Raw genomic sequence first — 18088 nt, 5'->3', positions numbered from 1 at the left:
GCTCTCTCAGCTTCCGCGTCCAACGCGTCCTTGACGCAGGGCTTCGACAACCTGCTCCTTGGGACCGTCGGCCACGATATGGCCGTTGTCGATCACGATGAGCCGGTCAACCAGGTCCAGCAGTGCGGTGCGGTGCGTGACCAGCAGGATCGTCTTGGTCGCGCTGGCCTCGCCCAGCCGCTTGCGCAGTTGGGCTTCGCTCTGGTGATCCATGTTGCTGCTGGGTTCGTCCAGCAGCAGAATCGGAGGATCGTTGATCAGGGCGCGAGCCACCGCCACCGATTGGCGCTGGCCGCCGGACAGCGATTCGCCGCGTTCGCCGATGACCATGTCGAACCCGTTCGGGTGCAGGTTGGCGAATTCCGTCACGCCGGCCAGGTTGGCGGCCGCCAGGATGCTGGCGTCGTCGGCGTAGGGCGCGCCCATGGCCAGGTTGTGCTTCAGGCTGCCATAGAACAGCAGCGGGTCCTGCGGCACGTGGCCGATGGCGCGCCGTACGTCGGCCGGGTCGATCTGGCGGACGTCCACTCCGTCCAGCAGCACGGCGCCTTCGGTGGGCTGGTACAAGGCCAGGGCCAGCTTCTCCAGCGTCGTCTTGCCCGAGCCGATGCGGCCGATGACGCCGACCTTTTCACCAGGCTTGAGCTTGAACGAGACCTTCTTGAGCACCGGCTGGGTGCTGCCGGGATAGGCGAACGTCACATCGCGGAACTCGATACCGCCGTGAAAGACCGGGCGATGCAGGAATTCGGCTTCGGCCGGGCGCTCGATCGGCAGCTTCATGTAGTTGTCGATGGACCCCAGCGACGTGCGCGCGTTCTGGTACTGCATCAGCAGGCCGGCCACTTGCCCCAGCGGCGCCAGGCAGCGCCCGGCGATCATCGACGCCGCGATGATGCCGCCCATGGACATGGCGGATTCCTGGGCCTGGTACACGCCGATGATCACCACCGCGATCGACACCAGCTGCTGGACCGCCTGCACAAAGCCGACCGTGGAAGAGGAGATCAGCTTGAGCTTGCCACCGGTCTGCGCGATGTACTCCGTGGCCCGCTCCCAGTTGCGCTGGATCGAGCCCTGCGCATTAAGGGTCTTGACGGCTTCCAGGCCGGTCAGCGCCTCCACGAGCGTGGCATTGCGCTGCGAGGATGCCTGGAACGAGGCCATGGTCAGCGCTTCCATGCGGGCCTGCGCGGCAAGCGACACCAGCAGGATCAGCACGATGGCGACCAGCGGGGGCAGGATCATCCACGGCGATATCCAGGCCAGCGCGGCCAGGAACAGCAGGATGAAGGGCAGGTCGACCAGGGTGGTGATGGTGGCCGATGCGATGAAGTCGCGTATGGATTCGAATGAACGCAGGTTGGCGGCGAAAGAACCCACCGAAACCGGGCGGCCCTCCAGGCGCAGATCCAGCACGCGTTCCATGATCTGCGCGGACAGGCGCACGTCGACCCGCTTGCTGGCGCTGTCCACCACATGGGAGCGCGCCGTGCTCAGGATCATGTTGAAGATCACGACCAGCGTAATGCCGATGGCCAGCACCCAGAGCGTTTCGACGGCGTTGTTGGGCACCACGCGGTCATACACGTTCATGGTGAACAACGGCATCGCCATGGCGAAGATGTTGATCAGCAGCGCCGCGACCAGCGCATCGCGGTACAGCCGGCGGTTTTCCATGATGGCCGCCCAGAACCAATGGCGCTCGCGCACCTTGGCGACTTCCGGCGCACGGGCGTCAAAGCGGAATTGCGGGCGGACGAAGCAAACCAGGCCGGTGTATTGCGCGGCCAGCTCGGCCGGGTCCATCTCGATGGAGCTGCCGCCCAACTCGGGGTGGCTGACGACGTACTTGTCGCCGTCTTTCTTGAGCAGCAGGCAGGCACGTTCGCCATTCAACAGCAGGATGGCGGGCAACAGGTCCTGCGAGATGCTGTCCAGCGTGCGCTTGACCACCCGGGCCGAAAGCTGCGCCCGCGCGGCGGCGCGGGGCAGCAGGGCCGGAGTCAGGCGGTGTTCTTCCAGCGGCAGGCCTGACGACAAGGCCTGCGCAGTGGCCGTGACGCCATGCAGGCGCGTGATTTCAACCAGGCAGTCCAGCAAAGGGTCATCGTGCGCGGCGCGAGCGTCCGCGCGCCATTCCCGGGACGCCAATTCAGATAACTTGTCCATCTTCGTCATCCAAAAGGTCCAGATGTTCCGAGAGTCGAGCGCGCTGTTGCTTGCGCTGGGTGAGTTTCTGCTGGGCCTGGATAGGCAGGTCTGTCATGCGCAAGGTGCCATTGGCGATCAAAGCGTCGATCAAGTCTTCCAGGACGCGGACAAAGTCCGCGTCCAACTGCGAGAAATCATTGCCCTGGTGTGCCATTCGGCCTCCTTGCGTCTTCCGCCGCTCAGGGCTTGGCGGTGGTCGCGTTCATCGGCACGAGCGTGGGCGGCAGCGTGCCTTCGTTGTAATGCACGCGCACCGGAGCCAGGCGGGCGGTATCCGGAACCGTCGAATTGCAAAGCTTGATCACTTCGTCCGACACTTCCAGCTTGCCGTTTTCCTCGGGCATCTCATTGCGCGCGGGTTGCAGCGACAGCGCCGGCAGCAGGGCATGCGACAGCGCCAGCCAGCGATACTGTGCAAGGCGGAGATCATAAATGCCGTTGGTCAGCGCGCGGCGCGATTCGAACAGCTCATTTTCCGTGTCCAGCAGGTCCAGCAACGAGCGCTGGCCGATCTGGAACTGCTGCGCATAGGCGTCGCGGACCTTCGTGGTGGCCACTTCGTGGTCGCGCAGGAAGGGCAGCTTCTGGCTAAGGCTGGTGATGTTATTCCAGGCTACGGCCAGATCCTGCTGCACATTGCGGCAGGTGTAATCGCGGATGTCACGCGCGGCATAGGACTGCGCTGAGGTCTGGCGTACACGGGCGGAATCGGCGCCGCCGCGGTAGAGGTTGTAACTCATCACGACCTGGACGCTGGAACTCTGGATGTCCCGGTTCTGGGGCGTGGGATCGTTCTGGTCGCGGCCGGTGCTGGCCACGAATTCGAATTTCGGCGAGAACGCGCCCTTGGACGACGCGACGCCGGCTTGCGCGGCCTGAAGGCCGGCCTGCTTGGACAGGAAGCTGGGGTTGCGGCGCAGGGAGTCGTTGAAGTTGCCGGGTTTTGCCGGCAGCTTGTCGCTGATGTCGGGAGGCGGCTGCATCGCTTCGGGCGGGAAGGCGCCGGTCACGCGCTGAAAGCGCTGCTGCACATCCAGCAGGTTGGCGGTTTCGGTCATCAGGTTGGTTTGAGCCAGCGACAGGCGGCCGCCCGCCTGTTCCAGATCGACCCGGCGGCCCACGCCCGATTCAGTGCGCTCGCCGATCTGCTTGAGGGTTTGCTCGTGCAGGGAATAGTTCTGGCGGGCCAGCAACTCCATGTCGCGGTAGCGCTGCAGGTCAATGTAGGCCTGCACGGCGGAGAAGGCGGTGGTGTCGCTGGTGGCCAGCACGTCGTAGAAGCGCGCCAGCTTGTCAAAGCCGGCCTGCTTGACGTCGTTGCTCGTGCGGAAACCATCAAAAATCAGCTGGCGCAGTTCCACGCTGTAGCCGGGGCGGCTCCAGTTCTGCGATCCAACCCCAGGCACGTTTTCACGGTACTCGCGCCCGACGTAGCCTTGCGCATTGACTTGCGGGAAGAATGCGGCTCGGGCGACGTTCTGCCCCTCCAGCGAGGCCTGGAAATCGTGGTACTTCGCCTGGATTTCCGGGTTGCTGAGCAGCGTCTGTTCGACGACCTGGTTCAGTGTTACCACAGGTTGCGCCGCGGCCTGTCCCGCGGACGGAGCCGCAGACTGTGCAAATGCAGCAGGAACGAATGCCAGGGCAAGAACCGAAGTCGTGCTTTTGAGCAAAAACGAAGCCATAGTGATTATTCGCGAGTCGGGTTGAGATTGATGGCCGCCATATTGTGTGTAAATGTCATTTTCTGCGAGTCAAGATTTGTTAATTCTTGATTGGGGCTTGGGGCGGCCGACGGTCGTTGTTCGCGCAACACCTGTTAACTTCGTTGAATTTGCACCAACTTCGTTTTTGAGAAATTATTATATTTCTATTAATACGATTTATTGCGCATTATTTCGAACGGCATGTTGTCGCAGCGAAACAGGATTATATCTATTTGCGAGTTTTGTATCTATTTTGTTTGCCGAAACCATATTTCCGTCGGTTTTGTAATGGGCGAGATTGGTATGAAACATATTGATACCCGACCCAGCGTCGCCGGCGTTCTCTGGCCAGCATGGTAGTGGTAGTACTGGTATATTTGGTGTGCTTGTACTAGGTTCAGTGCCTGTGCATAATTCCCTCATGCCGCAGCAGCCGGCGCGGGAGCGATTTGCTTCTTTCAACCGCGCGAGGCTCGAGCCGGATTGTCTATTTGCAGAGCGCATCCATGGCCCAAACCCTTTACGACAAACTCTGGGACGCCCACATCGTCCATCAGGAATCAGACGGCACCTGTCTGCTCTATATCGATCGCCACCTGGTGCATGAAGTCACCAGTCCGCAGGCGTTCGAGGGGCTGGCGATCGCCGGCCGCAAGCCGTGGCGCATCGGCGCCAACCTGGCGGTCGCGGATCACAACGTGCCGACGCTGAATCGCGCCCAGGGCATTGATGATCCGGTCTCGCGCCTGCAGGTGGACACGCTGGACGCCAACTGCGAAAAGTACGGCATCACCGAATTCCGCATGAATGACCTGCGCCAGGGTATCGTCCACGTGATCGGCCCCGAGCAGGGCGCAACGCTGCCGGGCATGACGGTCGTCTGTGGCGATTCGCATACCAGCACGCACGGCGCGCTGGGTGCGCTGGCTTTCGGCATCGGCACCTCCGAGGTCGAGCACGTGCTCGCCACACAGACGCTGCTCATGAAGAAAGCCAAGAGCATGCTGATCAAGGTCGAAGGCGAACTGCCCTTCGGCTGTACGGCCAAGGACGTGGTGCTGCACATCATCGGCATCATCGGCACGGCCGGCGGCACGGGTCACGCCATCGAATTCGCCGGCAGCACGATCCGCGCGCTCTCCGTGGAGGGGCGCATGACGGTCTGCAACATGGCGATCGAGGCGGGCGCCCGTTCGGGCATGGTGGCGGTGGACGACAAGACCATTGAATACTTCCGCGGCCGCCCCTTCGCGCCCACCGGCGTGGTCTGGGACCAGGCGGTCAAGTACTGGCGCACCCTGCGCACCGACGAGGGCGCCAAGTTCGACACCGTGGTGGAAGTCAATGCGCGCGACATCAAGCCGCAGGTCACATGGGGCACGTCCCCGGAAATGGTGCTGCCGGTGGATTCCCGCGTGCCGGACCCGGATCGCGAAAAGGACGACGTGCGCCGCAGCGGCATGGAACGCGCCTTGCAGTACATGGGCCTGAAACCCAATACGCCGCTTACCGACATCCGCGTGGACCGCGTGTTCATCGGCTCCTGCACCAATTCGCGCATCGAAGACCTGCGCGCCGCCGCCGTCGTGGCGCGTGGCAAGCACGTGGCATCGAATGTGCGCCAGGCCATGGTGGTCCCGGGGTCGGGGCTGGTCAAGCAGCAGGCCGAACGCGAAGGGCTGGACAAGATCTTCATTGAAGCCGGCTTTGAATGGCGCGAGCCGGGCTGCTCGATGTGCCTGGCCATGAACGCCGACCGCCTGGAACCGGGCGAGCGCTGCGCCTCCACGTCGAACCGCAATTTCGAGGGACGGCAGGGGCAGGGCGGACGCACGCATCTGGTCAGCCCGGCCATGGCCGCCGCGGCAGCCGTCGCCGGCCATTTCGTCGACGTCCGCACCTTCCGTTAAGCGTCAAGCACTGAGTAGATATCATGCAAGCATTTACCACTCACGAAGGCCTGGTGGCTCCGCTCGATCGCGAAAACGTCGACACGGACCTCATCATCCCCAAGCAATTCCTCAAGTCCATCCAGCGTACCGGCTTCGGACCGAACCTGTTTGACGAACTGCGCTACCTGGACCATGGCGAGCCGGGCATGGACAACAGCAAGCGTCCGCTGAACCCGGATTTCGTGCTGAATCAGCCGCGCTACCAGGGCGCTTCGGTGCTGCTGGCCCGCAAGAACTTCGGTTGCGGTTCTAGCCGCGAGCACGCGCCCTGGGCGCTGACCCAGTTTGGCTTTCGCGCCATCATCGCGCCGTCCTATGCGGACATCTTCTTCAACAACAGCTTCAAGAATGGCCTGCTGCCGATCGTGCTGTCCGAGCTGGAAGTGTCGCGCTTGTTCGACGAAGTGAAGGCCTTCCCCGACTACAAGCTGCGCATCGACCTTGATCGCCAGGTCGTCATCGCGGCGGACGGGCGCGCAATGGGTTTCGACATCGAGCCCTTCCGCAAGTATTGCCTCATCAATGGCTTCGATGACATCGGCCTGACCTTGCGCCATTCCGACAAGATCCGCGCCTTCGAGGCCGAGCGCCTGGCCCGTCATCCCTGGCTGGAAAGCCGTCCCATCGCCTGACCATCATTCTGACCACTGGATCGTTTCTTAAATGACTCACAACATCGCAGTCTTGCCGGGTGACGGCATTGGCCCGGAAATCGTCGAGCAGGCCGTGCGCGTCCTGAAGGCGCTGGACGTTTCCTTCGATATCAAGCAGGCCCCGGTGGGCGGCGCGGCTTTCGACCAATTCGAACATCCGCTGCCGCCGGCCACCTTGAACCTGGCCAAGGAGTCGGACGCCGTGCTGTTCGGCGCGGTCGGCGACTGGAAGTACGACAGCCTGCCGCGTGAATTCCGCCCCGAACAGGCAATTCTGGGCCTGCGCAAGGCCTTGGGCCTGTTCGCCAACCTGCGTCCCGCCATCCTGTATCCGGAACTGGCAAGCGCATCGTCGCTCAAGCCCGAGATCGTTTCCGGCCTGGATATCCTGATCATCCGCGAACTGACGGGCGACATCTATTTCGGCACGCCGCGCGGCGTGCGTTCGTCGCCCGATGGCGCCTTCGCCGGCGAGCGCGAGGGCTACGACACCATGCGCTACGCCGAATCCGAAGTGCGCCGCATCGCGCGCATCGGCTTCGAATCGGCCCGCAAGCGCAACAAGAAGCTGTGCAGCGTGGACAAGGCCAATGTGCTGGAGACGTCCCAGTTCTGGCGCGACATCGTCATTGAAGTGGCGCGCGAGTATCCCGACGTGGAACTGTCGCACATGTATGTCGACAATGCCGCCATGCAGCTGGTGCGCAATCCGCGCCAGTTCGACGTCATCGTGACCGGCAACCTGTTCGGCGACATCCTGTCTGACGAAGCCGCCATGCTGACTGGTTCGATCGGCATGCTGCCGTCGGCGTCGCTGAATGCCGGCGGCCAGGGCCTGTACGAGCCCAGCCACGGCTCGGCGCCCGACATCGCTGGCCAGGGCATCGCCAATCCCCTGGCGACCATCCTCTCGGCGGCCATGCTGCTGCGCTATTCGTTGAACCTGGCGCCGCAGGCCGACCGCATCGAAGCCGCTGTGCGCGGCGTGCTTGCCAGCGGCCTGCGTACCGCCGACATCTTCGAGCCGGGTACGACGAAGGTCAGCACGGCAGGCATGGGCGACGCAGTCCTTAAAGCCCTGGCCTGATCCTGGGCAAGGGGCGCGCCCTTGCGGCGCGGCCCCCTCAATATCCGGGGCCGCCCGCCGGGAGGCCCTGCTTTTTGTGTTGCCGATGCGCAGCGAAAGCGTTTCTTGTCATATTGCGGCCCCATTTTTTTCTAGCTGCGTCGCAACATCCCCCCGTGCATTCTGATAAATTGTTGAATTGCACGTGATTTTCCCCTCCCGGACCTTGTCTCCACCTTTAAAGAGCGATTGAAATGAATCAAGCAGTAGGCCTTGTCGGCTGGCGCGGTATGGTCGGCTCGGTGCTCATGCAACGCATGCGCGACGAGAACGACTTCGCACTGATCGAACCGGTGTTTTTCTCCACCAGCAACGCTGGCGGCGCCGCGCCCACGTGGGCAAATGGCGCAGGTCCGCTGCAAGACGCCTACAACATTGATGCTCTGAAAAAACTGCCGATCATTCTTACGGCACAAGGCGGGGACTACACGTCCGAGGTCTACCCGAAGCTGCGCGGCGCTGGCTGGAACGGCATCTGGATCGATGCGGCCAGCACCCTGCGCATGGCTGATGACGCCATCATCGTGCTGGACCCGGTCAACCGCCCGGTGATCGACGCGGCGCTCAAGCGCGGCGTGCGCAACTTCATCGGCGGCAACTGCACCGTCAGCTGCATGCTGATGGGTCTGGCCGGCCTGTTCAACAATGACCTGGTGGAATGGATGACCTCCATGACTTACCAGGCGGCGTCCGGCGGCGGCGCGCAGCACATGCGCGAACTGCTGACCCAGTTCGGCGAGATCAACCAGTCTGTCAAGCCCCTGCTGGACGACCCCGCGTCGGCCATTCTGGAAATCGACCGCGGCGTGCTGGCCAAGCAACAGGATCCGGCGCTGCCCCACGAACACTTTGGCGTGCCGCTGGGCGGCAACCTGATTCCCTGGATCGACAAGGACCTGGGCGACGGGATGTCCAAGGAAGAGTGGAAGGGCGAAGTCGAGACCAACAAGATCCTGGGCCGCGGCGCCGCCTTCGGCACGCCCGCCACCCCGATCGACGGGCTGTGCGTGCGCATCGGCGCAATGCGTTGCCATAGCCAGGCGCTGACCATCAAGCTAAAGCGCGACCTGCCGATCGATGAGATCGAATCGCTGATCGCGCAGGGCACGCAATGGGCCAAGGTCGTTCCCAACACCAAGGAAGCCACCGTCGCCGCATTGACCCCGGTTGCCGTCACCGGCACCCTGGATATCCCGGTGGGCCGCCTGCGCAAGCTGTCGATGGGCTCGCAGTACCTGGGCGCCTTCACGGTGGGCGACCAACTGCTGTGGGGCGCCGCCGAGCCGCTGCGCCGCATGCTGCGCATCGCGCTGGCCGAAGCCTGAGTGTCGTGTCGCGGGTGGCGTGCAACGCCGCCCGCTCACGCGGAACAGGCTGGCATGGGCACCTTCGGGTGCCCTTGTCGTTTGCGCCGCGCGGCCCGGAGACGCGGAATGTGCCCGCCAGCCAACGTCCATGCCCCTTTCAGGTTTGTGAAATGCGCTTGATCCATTACACTTTTCGGGTGAATTGAGGCCTGTTCTCACCGAAATTGGTGTGAATCGGTTCTAGCCCGTAATTCGACTACAAGAACGGAATTCCAGCTTATGACCCAGCGTTCGCGCCAAGTGAAGCATGCCCGCCGTTTGAAAGCCCTTCAGTGGGCAATTGCGCTGGCGATAGGCTCAAGCGTTTGTGGTTCGGCGCTGGCCATGCGCGTGGGACATTCGCGTGTCGTTTCCGTGCCGGGTGCGCCGCTGCAGGCGGTGGTGGGGTTGCAGGAACTGACGGCCGATGAAATCGGGTCGCTGAAAGTGTCCGTGGCCGATGAGGCCGCCTGGCAGCGAGCGGGCGTCAAGCCGCCTGCTCCCTTGGCCAGCATGGTGGTCCGTGTCGAAGACGGCCTGGACGCCACGCGCAAGAATCTGCGCATCCGGTCCACGCAACCCCCGGCCAGCGGCGCGGTGGATCTGCTGCTGAACATCAGTTCCAGCTCGGGACAACGGCAGGTGCAGGTCAGTATTCTGGTGCCGCTGCGAGGCACGGGCGCCGACGTGACGCCGGCCTCCGTGGGCGCGCCCGCTCGCGCGGGGGGCACGACAGGAACCGTGACCGTGAAGTCCGGTGACTACCTCTTCGCCATTGCCCAGCGCAACGCGGTGCCCAATGCGTCGGTCTACCAGATGCTGGTGGCATTGTGGCGGGCCAATCCCGAGGCTTTCATCCAGAACAACATGAATCTGGTGCGCACCGGGCAGAAGCTCAAGATACCGGACGCGGCCACCGTGCGCGCCGTGGATCCGGCGGAAGCCCGCCGCATATTCAACGAACACGCCGAAGCCTATGCCAAGTACCGCGCCAGGGTCGGCGCGGCGGCAGGGGCGAATCCGTCGGTCGTCAAGGGTCAGGACGCAGCATCGGGCACCGTCGCCCAGCCTGGCGACACCGGCGTGGCCAGCGCTTCGCCGCCGCAAGATCGCGTGCGTTTGTCTACTGGCCAGGCGCAGGACAGCGCGTCGGCGCAAGCCGAAGCGCAGGCGGATGCGCGAACCTCCAGCGAACGCGCATTGGCGGACGCGCAGGGGCGCGTGAGTCAGCTGCAAAGCAATGTTGACGAACTGAACAAGGCCGTGGCCCAACAAGGCGCTGCCGCCGGCTCGGGTGCAGCAGGCGGTCAGGGCGCTGCGGGTGCGGCAGGTGCTTCGGGTTCGGCAGGTGCTCCGGGTGCGGCAGGTACTTCGGGCGCAGCAGGTGCTCCGGGCGCAGCAGGTGCTCCGGGCGCAGCAGGCACGCCAGGCGCAACAGGCACGCCAGGCGCAGCAGGTGCTCCGGGTGCGGCAGGCACTCCGGGCGCAGCAGGTACTCCGGGCGCCGCAGGTACTCCGGGCGCCGCAGGTACTCCGGGCGCAGCAGGTACTCCGGGCACTGCAGGTACTCCGGGCGCCGCAGGTACTCCGGGCACTGCAGGTACTCCGGGCACCGCAGGTACTCCGGGTGCGACAGGCACTCCGGGAGCAGCAGGCACTCCGGGAGCAGCAGGTACTCCGGGCGCAGCAGGCACTTCGGGCGCAGCAAGTACTCCGGGTGCAGCAGGTACTCCGGGTGCGGCAAGTGTTCCGGGCACCGCAGGCACGCCGGGCGCAGCAGGCACCCCGGGCGCAGCAGGTACCCCGGGTGCTTCAGGTGCTCCAGGTGCAGCGGGCACTTCGGGTACGGCCGGCACTTCGGGTGCAGCAGGCACGCCTGGAGCGGCAGGCGCTCCGGGGGCAACCGACGCGACGGGCACTTCCGCGCCCGCCTCGACGGACAAGGCCGTCGGCACTCTGCCCGACAAGACCAGCACTTCCGGCATGCCGAGCTGGCTTGCCGACAATCTGCTCGTGATCGTCACCGCCGTGCTGGCGCTGATTGCGTTTGCCATCGCCTGGCTGTTGCGCAGGGCCGGCGCGCGGCGCGGCGACGATGACGAAGAAACCTATGCCTACAACGAGCCAGCACTGGACACGGCAGCGCTGAATCGCAAGCTCGACACCATCAATCTCGACCTGGACGAACCGCCCACGGACGAACCGCGCCGAGTCGGCGGTCCACGGGTTTGAAGCATGTCTAGAGTTGCATTGGGGCTGGCGTATGACGGCTCCGCTTGGCAGGGTTGGCAGACACAGCCGCACCGGCAAACGGTGCAGGACACACTGGAATCCGCCCTGGGCAGTTTCTGTGGTGTCGCGGGCCCGGTGCCCACGATTTGCGCCGGCCGCACGGACACGGGCGTGCACGGCGCGATGCAGGTGGTCCACCTGGATACCTCGCTGGACCGGCGGATGGAGTCCTGGGTGCGGGGCGTGAACGCGTTTCTGCCGCCCAGCATTTCGGTGCAATGGGCACAGCATGTGTCCGACGAATTCCACGCGCGGTTTTCCGCCCGTGCGCGCACCTATGTATATTTGCTCTGGCGCGGCCGGGTTCGTCCGGCGCTGTGGGCGGGGCGGGCCGGCTGGTGCTTCCAGCCGCTGGACGTGGATGCAATGCGCGCGGCGGCGAATGCCTTGGTCGGCGAGCATGACTTCTCCAGCTTCCGTTCCTCGCAGTGCCAGGCCAAGCACCCGGTGCGCCATATGCACCGCCTGGATATCGAGGAGCGGGGTCCGTTCCTCGTCTTCACGCTGAAGGCCAATGCGTTCCTGCATCACATGGTGCGCAACATCATGGGTGCGCTGTTGCAGGTCGGGCAGGGCAGGGAATCGGTGGACTGGATGGCGCAGCTTCTGTCGTGGCGCGACCGCAAGCTTGGCGCACCCACGTTTGCGCCGGATGGCTTGTACCTGTCCGCGATTGATTATCCCGAAGCGTTCGGCCTGGAAGAACTCGACGGCGGATCGTTGTTGTTGTCGCCATTTACTCAATCCTATTAGGGAAGCCGCCGCGCTGACGGCAGCGTCTACCCACGCCCGATGGAGGCCTACGCCATGCAACGCCGCGCGTTCTTAAAGCAAACCGCCTTGGGCGCCGCCGCGGGCAGCGCCGTGTTGGCGGCCCCGGTGGTCGCGCAGGAAGCTCCCAACGTCGCGTGGCGGCTGGCATCCAGTTTTCCGAACGAATCGCCCACGCTGTTCGCGGGCGCGGAAGACGTCGCGCGCTATGTGGGCGAGGTGACGGAAGGGCGCTTCAGCATCGAGATCTTCCCCGCCGGCGATCTGGTGCAACCCGGCCAGGTGCTGGAAGCCGTGCAGCATCGCATCGTTGATTGCGGCCATACGGCATCGACCCGCTATTTCGACACCGACCCGGCGCTCTGTTTTGACGCCGGCGTGCCTTTCGGCCTGAACACTCGTCAGATGAACGCCTGGATGAGCCAGGGCGAAGGCCTGGCGCTTACGCGCGTCTTGTTCGACAAGTACAACATTTTGAACTTCCCCTGCGGCTACACCGGCGCGCAGATGGGGGGCTGGTTCCGTGGCGAGATCAAGACCGTGGACGATTTGCGCGGCCTCAAGGTGAAGGCTGGCGGCTTTGCCCGTCATGTGCTGTCGCGCCTGGGCGCCATCCCCGTCGACGTGCCCGCGGCTGAAACGTACGCCGCGCTGGAGCAGGGCGTTGTGGACGCCGTTGCGTGGATCGGGCCCTACGACGATGAGCGTCTGGCGCTCTACAAGGTGGCGCGGAATTATTATTTTCCGGGTTGGTGGGCGGGAACTCTGCAGTTGTCGCTGTACGTCAATCAGGATGCCTACGACGAACTGCCCAGGCCTTATCAGTCCGCGCTGGCGCTGGCCTGCGGCATGGCCACCAGCAACATGATCGCCAAGTACGACGCCGGCAACCCGGATGCGCTGCGCCGGCTGGTGTCGCATGGCGCGCAATTGAAGGCGTTTCCCAAGCCGGTCTTGCAAGCCTGCCATGAGGCATCCCTTGCCGCTTACAAGGAATTGAGCGCCAAGGACCCGATGTTCAAGAAGCTCTACGACAGCATGACTGCGTTCCGGGACAAGCAGATTCCCTGGTTCCGCGTGGCCGAGGGCAGCTTCGACAATCTGGTCGCGACGCTGGGGCAGCCGGGCGCGTAGGCGGGTTGTCCGCGCCAGATATACTGATCTGATTTAGCAAGTCGCGCTGGGCGACGCTAGTGAAGAGTGCCATGCGTACACGCATCAAGATCTGCGGATTGACCCGCGAACAGGATATCGACGCCGCCGTTTCGGCCGGCGTGGATGCGATTGGTTTTGTCTTTTACCCCAAGAGCAGGCGCTGCCTGACACCGACACGCGCCGCACAGTTGCGGCGCATGGTGCCGGCGTTCGTTGACGTCGTCGCGCTGTTCGTGAATGCCGGGCAGGCCGAGGTCCAGGCCGTGCTGGATCAGGTGGGCCCCGAGCTGCTGCAATTCCACGGCGATGAGACCCCGCTGGACTGCGCGCGCTACGGCCATCGCTTCCTGCGCGCATTCCGGGCGGGTGCGCCTGGCCTGGACACGGCGGAGAGCCTGGCTTCCAGTTGTCGCGCATATGGCGAAGCCGCGGGTTGGCTGTTCGACAGCTACAGCGCTGGCTATGGCGGCAGCGGACACGGTTTCGACTATGCCTTGCTTGATGAAGTCAGGGCGGATCCCATGTCGCGCCCTTTGATCTTGTCGGGTGGATTGAACGCCGAAAACGTCGGCCAAGCCGTGCAGTTGGTCCGGCCCTGGGCGGTCGATGTGAGCAGCGGCGTCGAGGTCGAGCAAGGAATAAAAAGTTCTGATAGAATCTCGTTCTTCGTTGCTGCGGCACATGACGCAGACACGAAATTGAAGGGCGAATAAGTAGTGCAATTGCGGTGCGGAAGTCGTTTGGCGGCGCTTTAAAAGCGAAGCGAGAAAACACTTCGGAACGCAATGAATAGTGCAAAAAATCTTCCAAGACGATTTGCACAGTTCAAAAAAGCACTATATAATTCTTCTTCTTTGCAGGCGGTTAGCTCAGCTGGTTAGAGCGCCACGTTGACATCGTGGAGGTCGTTGGTTCGATTCCAATACCGCCTACCAAATTCCTGCAAAGTGGTGCCAAGCACCGCCTTAAAAGCCGCTAAGTCCAAGACTTACGCGGCTTTTTGCTTTTTGCTTTTTGCGCCGCCGAACGCATGCCAAATGCTGACAACAGGCGTCAGCCGCCTACATGGGTTGAATGTACGCAGCCCGATCATGCACGCAGCCCGCTCCAGATCAATGGCCGCCAGCTGATGTCAGACGGCACGCGACGGCGAGTAGCGCAGTGCCATCTGATAACTGGTATTGGTTTTCACCGACCCAGGACACGGGCCGACCGTCCTGCAAACAACAATAAAAGAACGCCGGCTCGCCATCGTCGCAAGGAAGCGACCTGCATCGGCGTTCGATAATGTATGTGGCTCCATCCGGACCTACCGCAATGAGTTCGGTGGCACGTTTTGTGTAGTGTGTCTGCATGGCGCGACTCCGTTGAGCTGGCTTGCCGATCCCGCGCCCTAATTGGGTCACTATCTTTTCTTCGGGTCAATAAGCATTTAGCCCACATCCTATGCCCCCACAGGGGCAGTGATAAGGGTTATTCCCAGCATCGGTGGGCAAGCTCCAGGTGAGCCGCGGGCCTTCCAAGCCGATCCTGGTGCAATCGCATCGGTCCGCGAGCGTCGGTGGAAATGGTCCATACGCCACATGCGAGTGGATGAGGTATAGGTTCTTGTGCAATGCCTATCGGCAAGCTCTACCCCAAGGACAGGTACGAATTGAAGTTGGGCGTGAATGCCGACTTCGCGAAAGGATGGACCGGCTGGGTGAACGTCGCCGGCGCCTGGGGTGACCAGGATTATCATCAATACGCCGGCCGGATCGGGGTGAAGTACACGTGGTAGGCGCGGGGGAGCTATATGTTCGCGCTACGGTATATTGCGAGACCATCTCCCCGATATTGCAAAGACGCTACCCATGCATGTAACCCTCAAGGCCATAGTCCTGGCCCAGCTCCTGTGGCTGGCCGGCTGCGCCGTCAAGGCTCCGCCGCCATCCCAGGCGCGGATGGACGAGGCGCCGATGTATGGCGGCGTCGACCGGTCCGCGGCAGGCGAACTGAGGGCGAGCGATGAAAAGCTGGCCGCCGAGGCCACGACGGCCTTCGGTTCCCCGGGCAAGGCATCCCAGGCCTGGGTGGAGCAGGGCTACCGCTTTTATCGGGCCGATCAATTGGGCATGGCCATGCGGCGTTTCAACCAGGCATGGCTGCTGAATCCAGACAATCCCGAGGTTTACGCGGGCTTTGCGGCGGTCTTGCACGATCAGCGCAAGTTTTGCCAGGCGATGAGCATGATGGACCGGGCGATCAGCCTGAACCCGCCTTCGTTCCAGGGCATCTACGCGGACGCCGGGCGGATTGCCGCGCGTTGCGCGGCGGAAGACAAGACCTTGCCCCCTGAAGCGCGGGTCGCGGCGACGGCGCGTTCGGACGAGTGGTATCGCAAGGGCGAAGCCGTCGAGCCCGACAAGGGCTATCTCTATGCCTCGTGGGCCACCGCCTACTACTGGCGCGGCCAGTATGGCGAGGCCTGGTCCATGGTGATCAAGGCGCGCGCCGCGGGAGGCAACCCCAGCCCCGGCTTCGTGGAGATGCTGCGCGCCAGGATGCCGGAGCCGGCGCCCTCCTGAACCAAGCCTTGCGCTATCGCGTGCCCGGAACCTGGCCGGGGATTTGCGATATCCTGCTGACCATCATGATGAGAGTACTTTGGCTATGCCTGGGCTGCCTGATGCTTGCATTGGGCGTCATCGGCGCGTTCCTGCCGGTCATGCCGACGACGATCTTCCTGATCCTGGCGGTGGCCTGCTTTTCCCGTTCGTCGCCCCGGCTGGAGAAATGGCTGCTGGACAGCCCGACTTACGGCCCGTCGCTGCGCGCCTGGCGCGAGCAGGGGGCGGTCTCGCGCAAGGGCAAGGCCTATGCCTGCGCGGGGATGGCCGTGGGCTATCTGATTTTTTTCTGGAGCGCGCACCCCTCGTTGCCGCTGAGCATCGGCGTGGGCGTCTTCTTCCTGGCCAGCGCGGCCTATGTCCTCAGCCGTCCGCGTCCGAAAGACGGGGATCCGGGCGGCGGAACGACCAGCGAGTAGGCCGCTGCGCCACGCAGGCGCCGGTCAATGCGAATGCCGCGGATCCCCGCGCGTTTCCACTACCCTCAGGTATAGCGTGGCGGGTTCGAGGCAGCCGCCGGTAGACAGCTGGCCCACCAGCTGCCGGTACAGCTCCTGCCAGGGAGTCTGCGAGGCCGGCGCCTGGTATGGAGGATCCTGCCTGCGCCGCTCCATTTCAGTTTCGTCCACCAGCGCGGTGACCGATCGCTGGTTCAGGTCGACGCGGATCCTGTCGCCCGTGCGCAGCAGCGCCAATCCGCCTCCCACGGCGGCTTCGGGCGACATGTTCAGGATGGACGGGCTGGCCGACGTACCGCTCTGGCGGCCGTCGCCCAGGCAGGGCAGGGAGTCGATGCCGCGCTTGATCAGGTGGGAGGGCGGCGCCATGTTGACCACTTCGGCGCTGCCTGGATAACCCACGGTGCCGGCGCCCCGGATCACGAGGATGCAGTGCTCGTCGATGTTGAGGGCGGGGTCTTCGATGCGCGCGTGATAGTCCTCGGGGCCTTCGAACACGATCGCGCGCGCTTCGAAGGCATTTTCGGAGCCGGGCTCGGACAGGTAGGCGCGGCGGAATGCTTCGCCCACGACCGACATCTTGATGATGGCGCTGTCGAAGAAGTTGCCCGACAGTACGATGAAGCCGGCACGGTGCTTGAGCGGCGCATCGCAGCTGCGGATCACATCCACGTTGTGGGTCTTGGATCCGGCGGCAATCTCGCCGATGGTCTTGCCGGATACCGTCGGGCAGCCGGGGTGCAGCCGGCCGGCGGCCAGCAGTTCGTGCAGCACCGCGGGGACGCCGCCCGCGCGGTGAAAGCCTTCGCCCAGGTATTCGCCCGCCGGCACGCAATTGACCAGCAGGGGCACGTCTTCCCCCAGCCGCTGCCAGTCGTCCAGGCTCAGGTCGATGCCGGCGTGGCGGGCGATGGCGATCAGGTGGGGGGGGCAATTGGTGGATGCGCCCAGCGCCGAGGCGACCACGATGGCGTTTTCGAACGCCTGCCGGGTCAGGATGTGGGAGGGGCGCAGGTCTTCGCGCACCATGTCGCAGATGCGCATGCCGGTGGCGTAAGCCATCTGGCCGCGCTCCCGGTAGGGCGCGGGGATGCTGGCGCAGGTCGGCAGCGACATGCCCAGCGCCTCGGCCAGGGAGTTCATCGACAGGGCCGTGCCCATGGTGTTGCAGTGGCCGATCGAGGGCGAGGATGCGGTGGCCAGGGTCATGAAGCCTTCGTAGTCCAGCTTGCCGGCGGCCATCAGGTTGCGCGCGTGCCAGATGACGGTGCCCGATCCCACGCGTTGGCCCTCATGCCAGCCGTCCAGCATCGGCCCGCCGGACAGGACGATGGCCGGAATGTCCACGGTGGCCGCGGCCATCAGACAGGCGGGGGTGGTCTTGTCGCAGCCGGTGGTCAGCACCACGCCGTCCAGCGGATAGCCGTGCAGGATTTCCACCAGTCCGAGATAGGCAAGGTTGCGGTCCAGCGCGGCGGTGGGCCGGCGACCCTGTTCGGCCAGCGGATGCACCGGAAATTCCATCGGTATGCCGCCCGCGTCCCGGATGCCGGCCTTGATGCGTTCGGCCAGCGCCAGGTGATGGCGATTGCAGGGCGCCAGGTCGCTGCCGGTCTGGGCGATGCCGATGATCGGCCGCCCCGTTTGCAGTTCCTGGCGCGTCAGGCCGTAATTGAGATAGCGCTCGACGTAGATCGCCGTCATGTCGGCGTGCGAGGGGTCGTCGAACCATTTCTGGCTGCGCAGTTTGCGGGGTGTCTGGGACATGGGTGTCTCGCTTGCTTCGGTTGCATGCCGGCCCGGACC

General features: G+C 64.0%; 15 protein-coding genes and 1 tRNA gene. 12 read left to right on the top strand and 4 right to left on the bottom strand.

Annotated elements, in window-relative coordinates; translation table 11 throughout:
* Positions 1 to 6: 6 nt before the first annotated feature.
* From HLG70_RS12290 to HLG70_RS12280, 3 genes are read right to left on the bottom strand one after another with little or no spacing between them, the layout of a single operon-like run.
* Positions 7 to 2172, bottom strand: a complete 2166-nt coding sequence (locus tag HLG70_RS12290) for a type I secretion system permease/ATPase (RefSeq protein ID WP_419144770.1) — start codon at positions 2170 to 2172, stop codon at positions 7 to 9.
* Complete coding sequence (locus tag HLG70_RS12285) at positions 2156 to 2368, bottom strand: hypothetical protein (RefSeq protein WP_171664662.1); 213 nt, start codon at positions 2366 to 2368, stop codon at positions 2156 to 2158. The genes HLG70_RS12290 and HLG70_RS12285 overlap by 17 nt, the downstream gene beginning before the upstream one ends.
* A 25-nt stretch (positions 2369 to 2393) precedes the next feature.
* Positions 2394 to 3899 (bottom strand): TolC family outer membrane protein, encoded by a 1506-nt coding sequence (locus tag HLG70_RS12280; RefSeq protein ID WP_171664661.1) that lies wholly within the window; start codon positions 3897 to 3899, stop codon positions 2394 to 2396.
* 527 nt (positions 3900 to 4426) lie between these two features.
* Between HLG70_RS12280 and leuC the strand changes: the two genes are divergently transcribed.
* From leuC to HLG70_RS12220, 12 genes are all read left to right on the top strand, one after another.
* Positions 4427 to 5830, top strand: coding sequence for a 3-isopropylmalate dehydratase large subunit (leuC, locus tag HLG70_RS12275; RefSeq protein ID WP_171664660.1), 1404 nt, complete (start codon positions 4427 to 4429; stop codon positions 5828 to 5830).
* Positions 5831 to 5853: 23 nt separating this feature from the next.
* On the top strand, positions 5854 to 6504 hold the full coding sequence (gene leuD / locus HLG70_RS12270; protein WP_057286337.1) for a 3-isopropylmalate dehydratase small subunit: 651 nt from the start codon (positions 5854 to 5856) through the stop codon (positions 6502 to 6504).
* Between the two features lie 31 nt (positions 6505 to 6535).
* Positions 6536 to 7612 carry a 3-isopropylmalate dehydrogenase gene (gene leuB, locus HLG70_RS12265; protein ID WP_171664659.1) on the top strand — a complete coding sequence of 359 codons (1077 nt, stop codon included), beginning with the start codon at positions 6536 to 6538 and terminating at the stop codon, positions 7610 to 7612.
* A gap of 233 nt (positions 7613 to 7845) precedes the next feature.
* Positions 7846 to 8976 (top strand): aspartate-semialdehyde dehydrogenase, encoded by a 1131-nt coding sequence (gene asd, locus HLG70_RS12260; protein ID WP_171664658.1) that lies wholly within the window; start codon positions 7846 to 7848, stop codon positions 8974 to 8976.
* Positions 8977 to 9237: 261 nt separating this feature from the next.
* The gene (locus HLG70_RS12255) at positions 9238 to 11229 is read left to right on the top strand and encodes a type IV pilus assembly protein FimV (RefSeq protein WP_171664657.1); all 1992 of its coding nucleotides are present in this window, start codon (positions 9238 to 9240) and stop codon (positions 11227 to 11229) included.
* Positions 11230 to 11232: 3 nt separating this feature from the next.
* Positions 11233 to 12042, top strand: a complete 810-nt coding sequence (gene truA / locus HLG70_RS12250) for a tRNA pseudouridine(38-40) synthase TruA (RefSeq protein WP_171664656.1) — start codon at positions 11233 to 11235, stop codon at positions 12040 to 12042.
* Between the two features lie 54 nt (positions 12043 to 12096).
* Positions 12097 to 13194 carry a TRAP transporter substrate-binding protein gene (locus tag HLG70_RS12245; RefSeq protein WP_171664655.1) on the top strand — a complete coding sequence of 366 codons (1098 nt, stop codon included), beginning with the start codon at positions 12097 to 12099 and terminating at the stop codon, positions 13192 to 13194.
* Positions 13195 to 13265: 71 nt separating this feature from the next.
* Positions 13266 to 13928 (top strand): phosphoribosylanthranilate isomerase, encoded by a 663-nt coding sequence (locus HLG70_RS12240; RefSeq protein ID WP_171664654.1) that lies wholly within the window; start codon positions 13266 to 13268, stop codon positions 13926 to 13928.
* Positions 13929 to 14073: 145 nt separating this feature from the next.
* Positions 14074 to 14150: transfer RNA gene (locus HLG70_RS12235), tRNA-Val, on the top strand.
* 680 nt (positions 14151 to 14830) lie between these two features.
* The gene (locus HLG70_RS12230; RefSeq protein WP_171664653.1) at positions 14831 to 14995 is read left to right on the top strand and encodes an autotransporter outer membrane beta-barrel domain-containing protein; all 165 of its coding nucleotides are present in this window, start codon (positions 14831 to 14833) and stop codon (positions 14993 to 14995) included.
* A 73-nt stretch (positions 14996 to 15068) separates the two neighbouring features.
* Positions 15069 to 15782, top strand: a complete 714-nt coding sequence (locus HLG70_RS12225; protein WP_171664652.1) for a hypothetical protein — start codon at positions 15069 to 15071, stop codon at positions 15780 to 15782.
* Positions 15783 to 15847: 65 nt separating this feature from the next.
* Positions 15848 to 16243, top strand: a complete 396-nt coding sequence (locus HLG70_RS12220; RefSeq protein WP_213697175.1) for a YbaN family protein — start codon at positions 15848 to 15850, stop codon at positions 16241 to 16243.
* 24 nt (positions 16244 to 16267) lie between these two features.
* Here HLG70_RS12220 and HLG70_RS12215 read toward each other — a convergent pair whose 3' ends face one another.
* Positions 16268 to 18049 (bottom strand): IlvD/Edd family dehydratase, encoded by a 1782-nt coding sequence (locus HLG70_RS12215; RefSeq protein ID WP_171664651.1) that lies wholly within the window; start codon positions 18047 to 18049, stop codon positions 16268 to 16270.
* Positions 18050 to 18088: the final 39 nt, after the last annotated feature.

It is taken from the genome of Achromobacter deleyi, assembly GCF_013116765.2.
GTDB lineage: Bacteria > Pseudomonadota > Gammaproteobacteria > Burkholderiales > Burkholderiaceae_B > Achromobacter > Achromobacter deleyi_A.
Note: the sequence above shows the minus strand (reverse complement) of the source record. Positions and strands in the feature narration are given on the sequence as shown.

Bases quoted from the DNA above. Each gene is read 5' to 3' on its own strand.
- leuD (WP_057286337.1), top strand. From the start codon at position 5,854: ATGCAAGCATTTACCACTCACGAAGGCCTGGTGGCTCCGCTCGATCGC.
- HLG70_RS12230 (WP_171664653.1), top strand. From the start codon at position 14,831: ATGCCTATCGGCAAGCTCTACCCCAAGGACAGGTACGAATTGAAGTTG.
- HLG70_RS12245 (WP_171664655.1), top strand. From the start codon at position 12,097: ATGCAACGCCGCGCGTTCTTAAAGCAAACCGCCTTGGGCGCCGCCGCG.
- HLG70_RS12215 (WP_171664651.1), bottom strand. From the start codon at position 18,049: ATGTCCCAGACACCCCGCAAACTGCGCAGCCAGAAATGGTTCGACGAC.
- HLG70_RS12220 (WP_213697175.1), top strand. From the start codon at position 15,848: ATGATGAGAGTACTTTGGCTATGCCTGGGCTGCCTGATGCTTGCATTG.
- HLG70_RS12290 (WP_419144770.1), bottom strand. From the start codon at position 2,172: ATGGACAAGTTATCTGAATTGGCGTCCCGGGAATGGCGCGCGGACGCT.
- truA (WP_171664656.1), top strand. From the start codon at position 11,233: ATGTCTAGAGTTGCATTGGGGCTGGCGTATGACGGCTCCGCTTGGCAG.
- leuC (WP_171664660.1), top strand. From the start codon at position 4,427: ATGGCCCAAACCCTTTACGACAAACTCTGGGACGCCCACATCGTCCAT.
- HLG70_RS12240 (WP_171664654.1), top strand. From the start codon at position 13,266: ATGCGTACACGCATCAAGATCTGCGGATTGACCCGCGAACAGGATATC.
- leuB (WP_171664659.1), top strand. From the start codon at position 6,536: ATGACTCACAACATCGCAGTCTTGCCGGGTGACGGCATTGGCCCGGAA.
- HLG70_RS12280 (WP_171664661.1), bottom strand. From the start codon at position 3,899: ATGGCTTCGTTTTTGCTCAAAAGCACGACTTCGGTTCTTGCCCTGGCA.
- asd (WP_171664658.1), top strand. From the start codon at position 7,846: ATGAATCAAGCAGTAGGCCTTGTCGGCTGGCGCGGTATGGTCGGCTCG.
- HLG70_RS12285 (WP_171664662.1), bottom strand. From the start codon at position 2,368: ATGGCACACCAGGGCAATGATTTCTCGCAGTTGGACGCGGACTTTGTC.
- HLG70_RS12225 (WP_171664652.1), top strand. From the start codon at position 15,069: ATGCATGTAACCCTCAAGGCCATAGTCCTGGCCCAGCTCCTGTGGCTG.
- HLG70_RS12255 (WP_171664657.1), top strand. From the start codon at position 9,238: ATGACCCAGCGTTCGCGCCAAGTGAAGCATGCCCGCCGTTTGAAAGCC.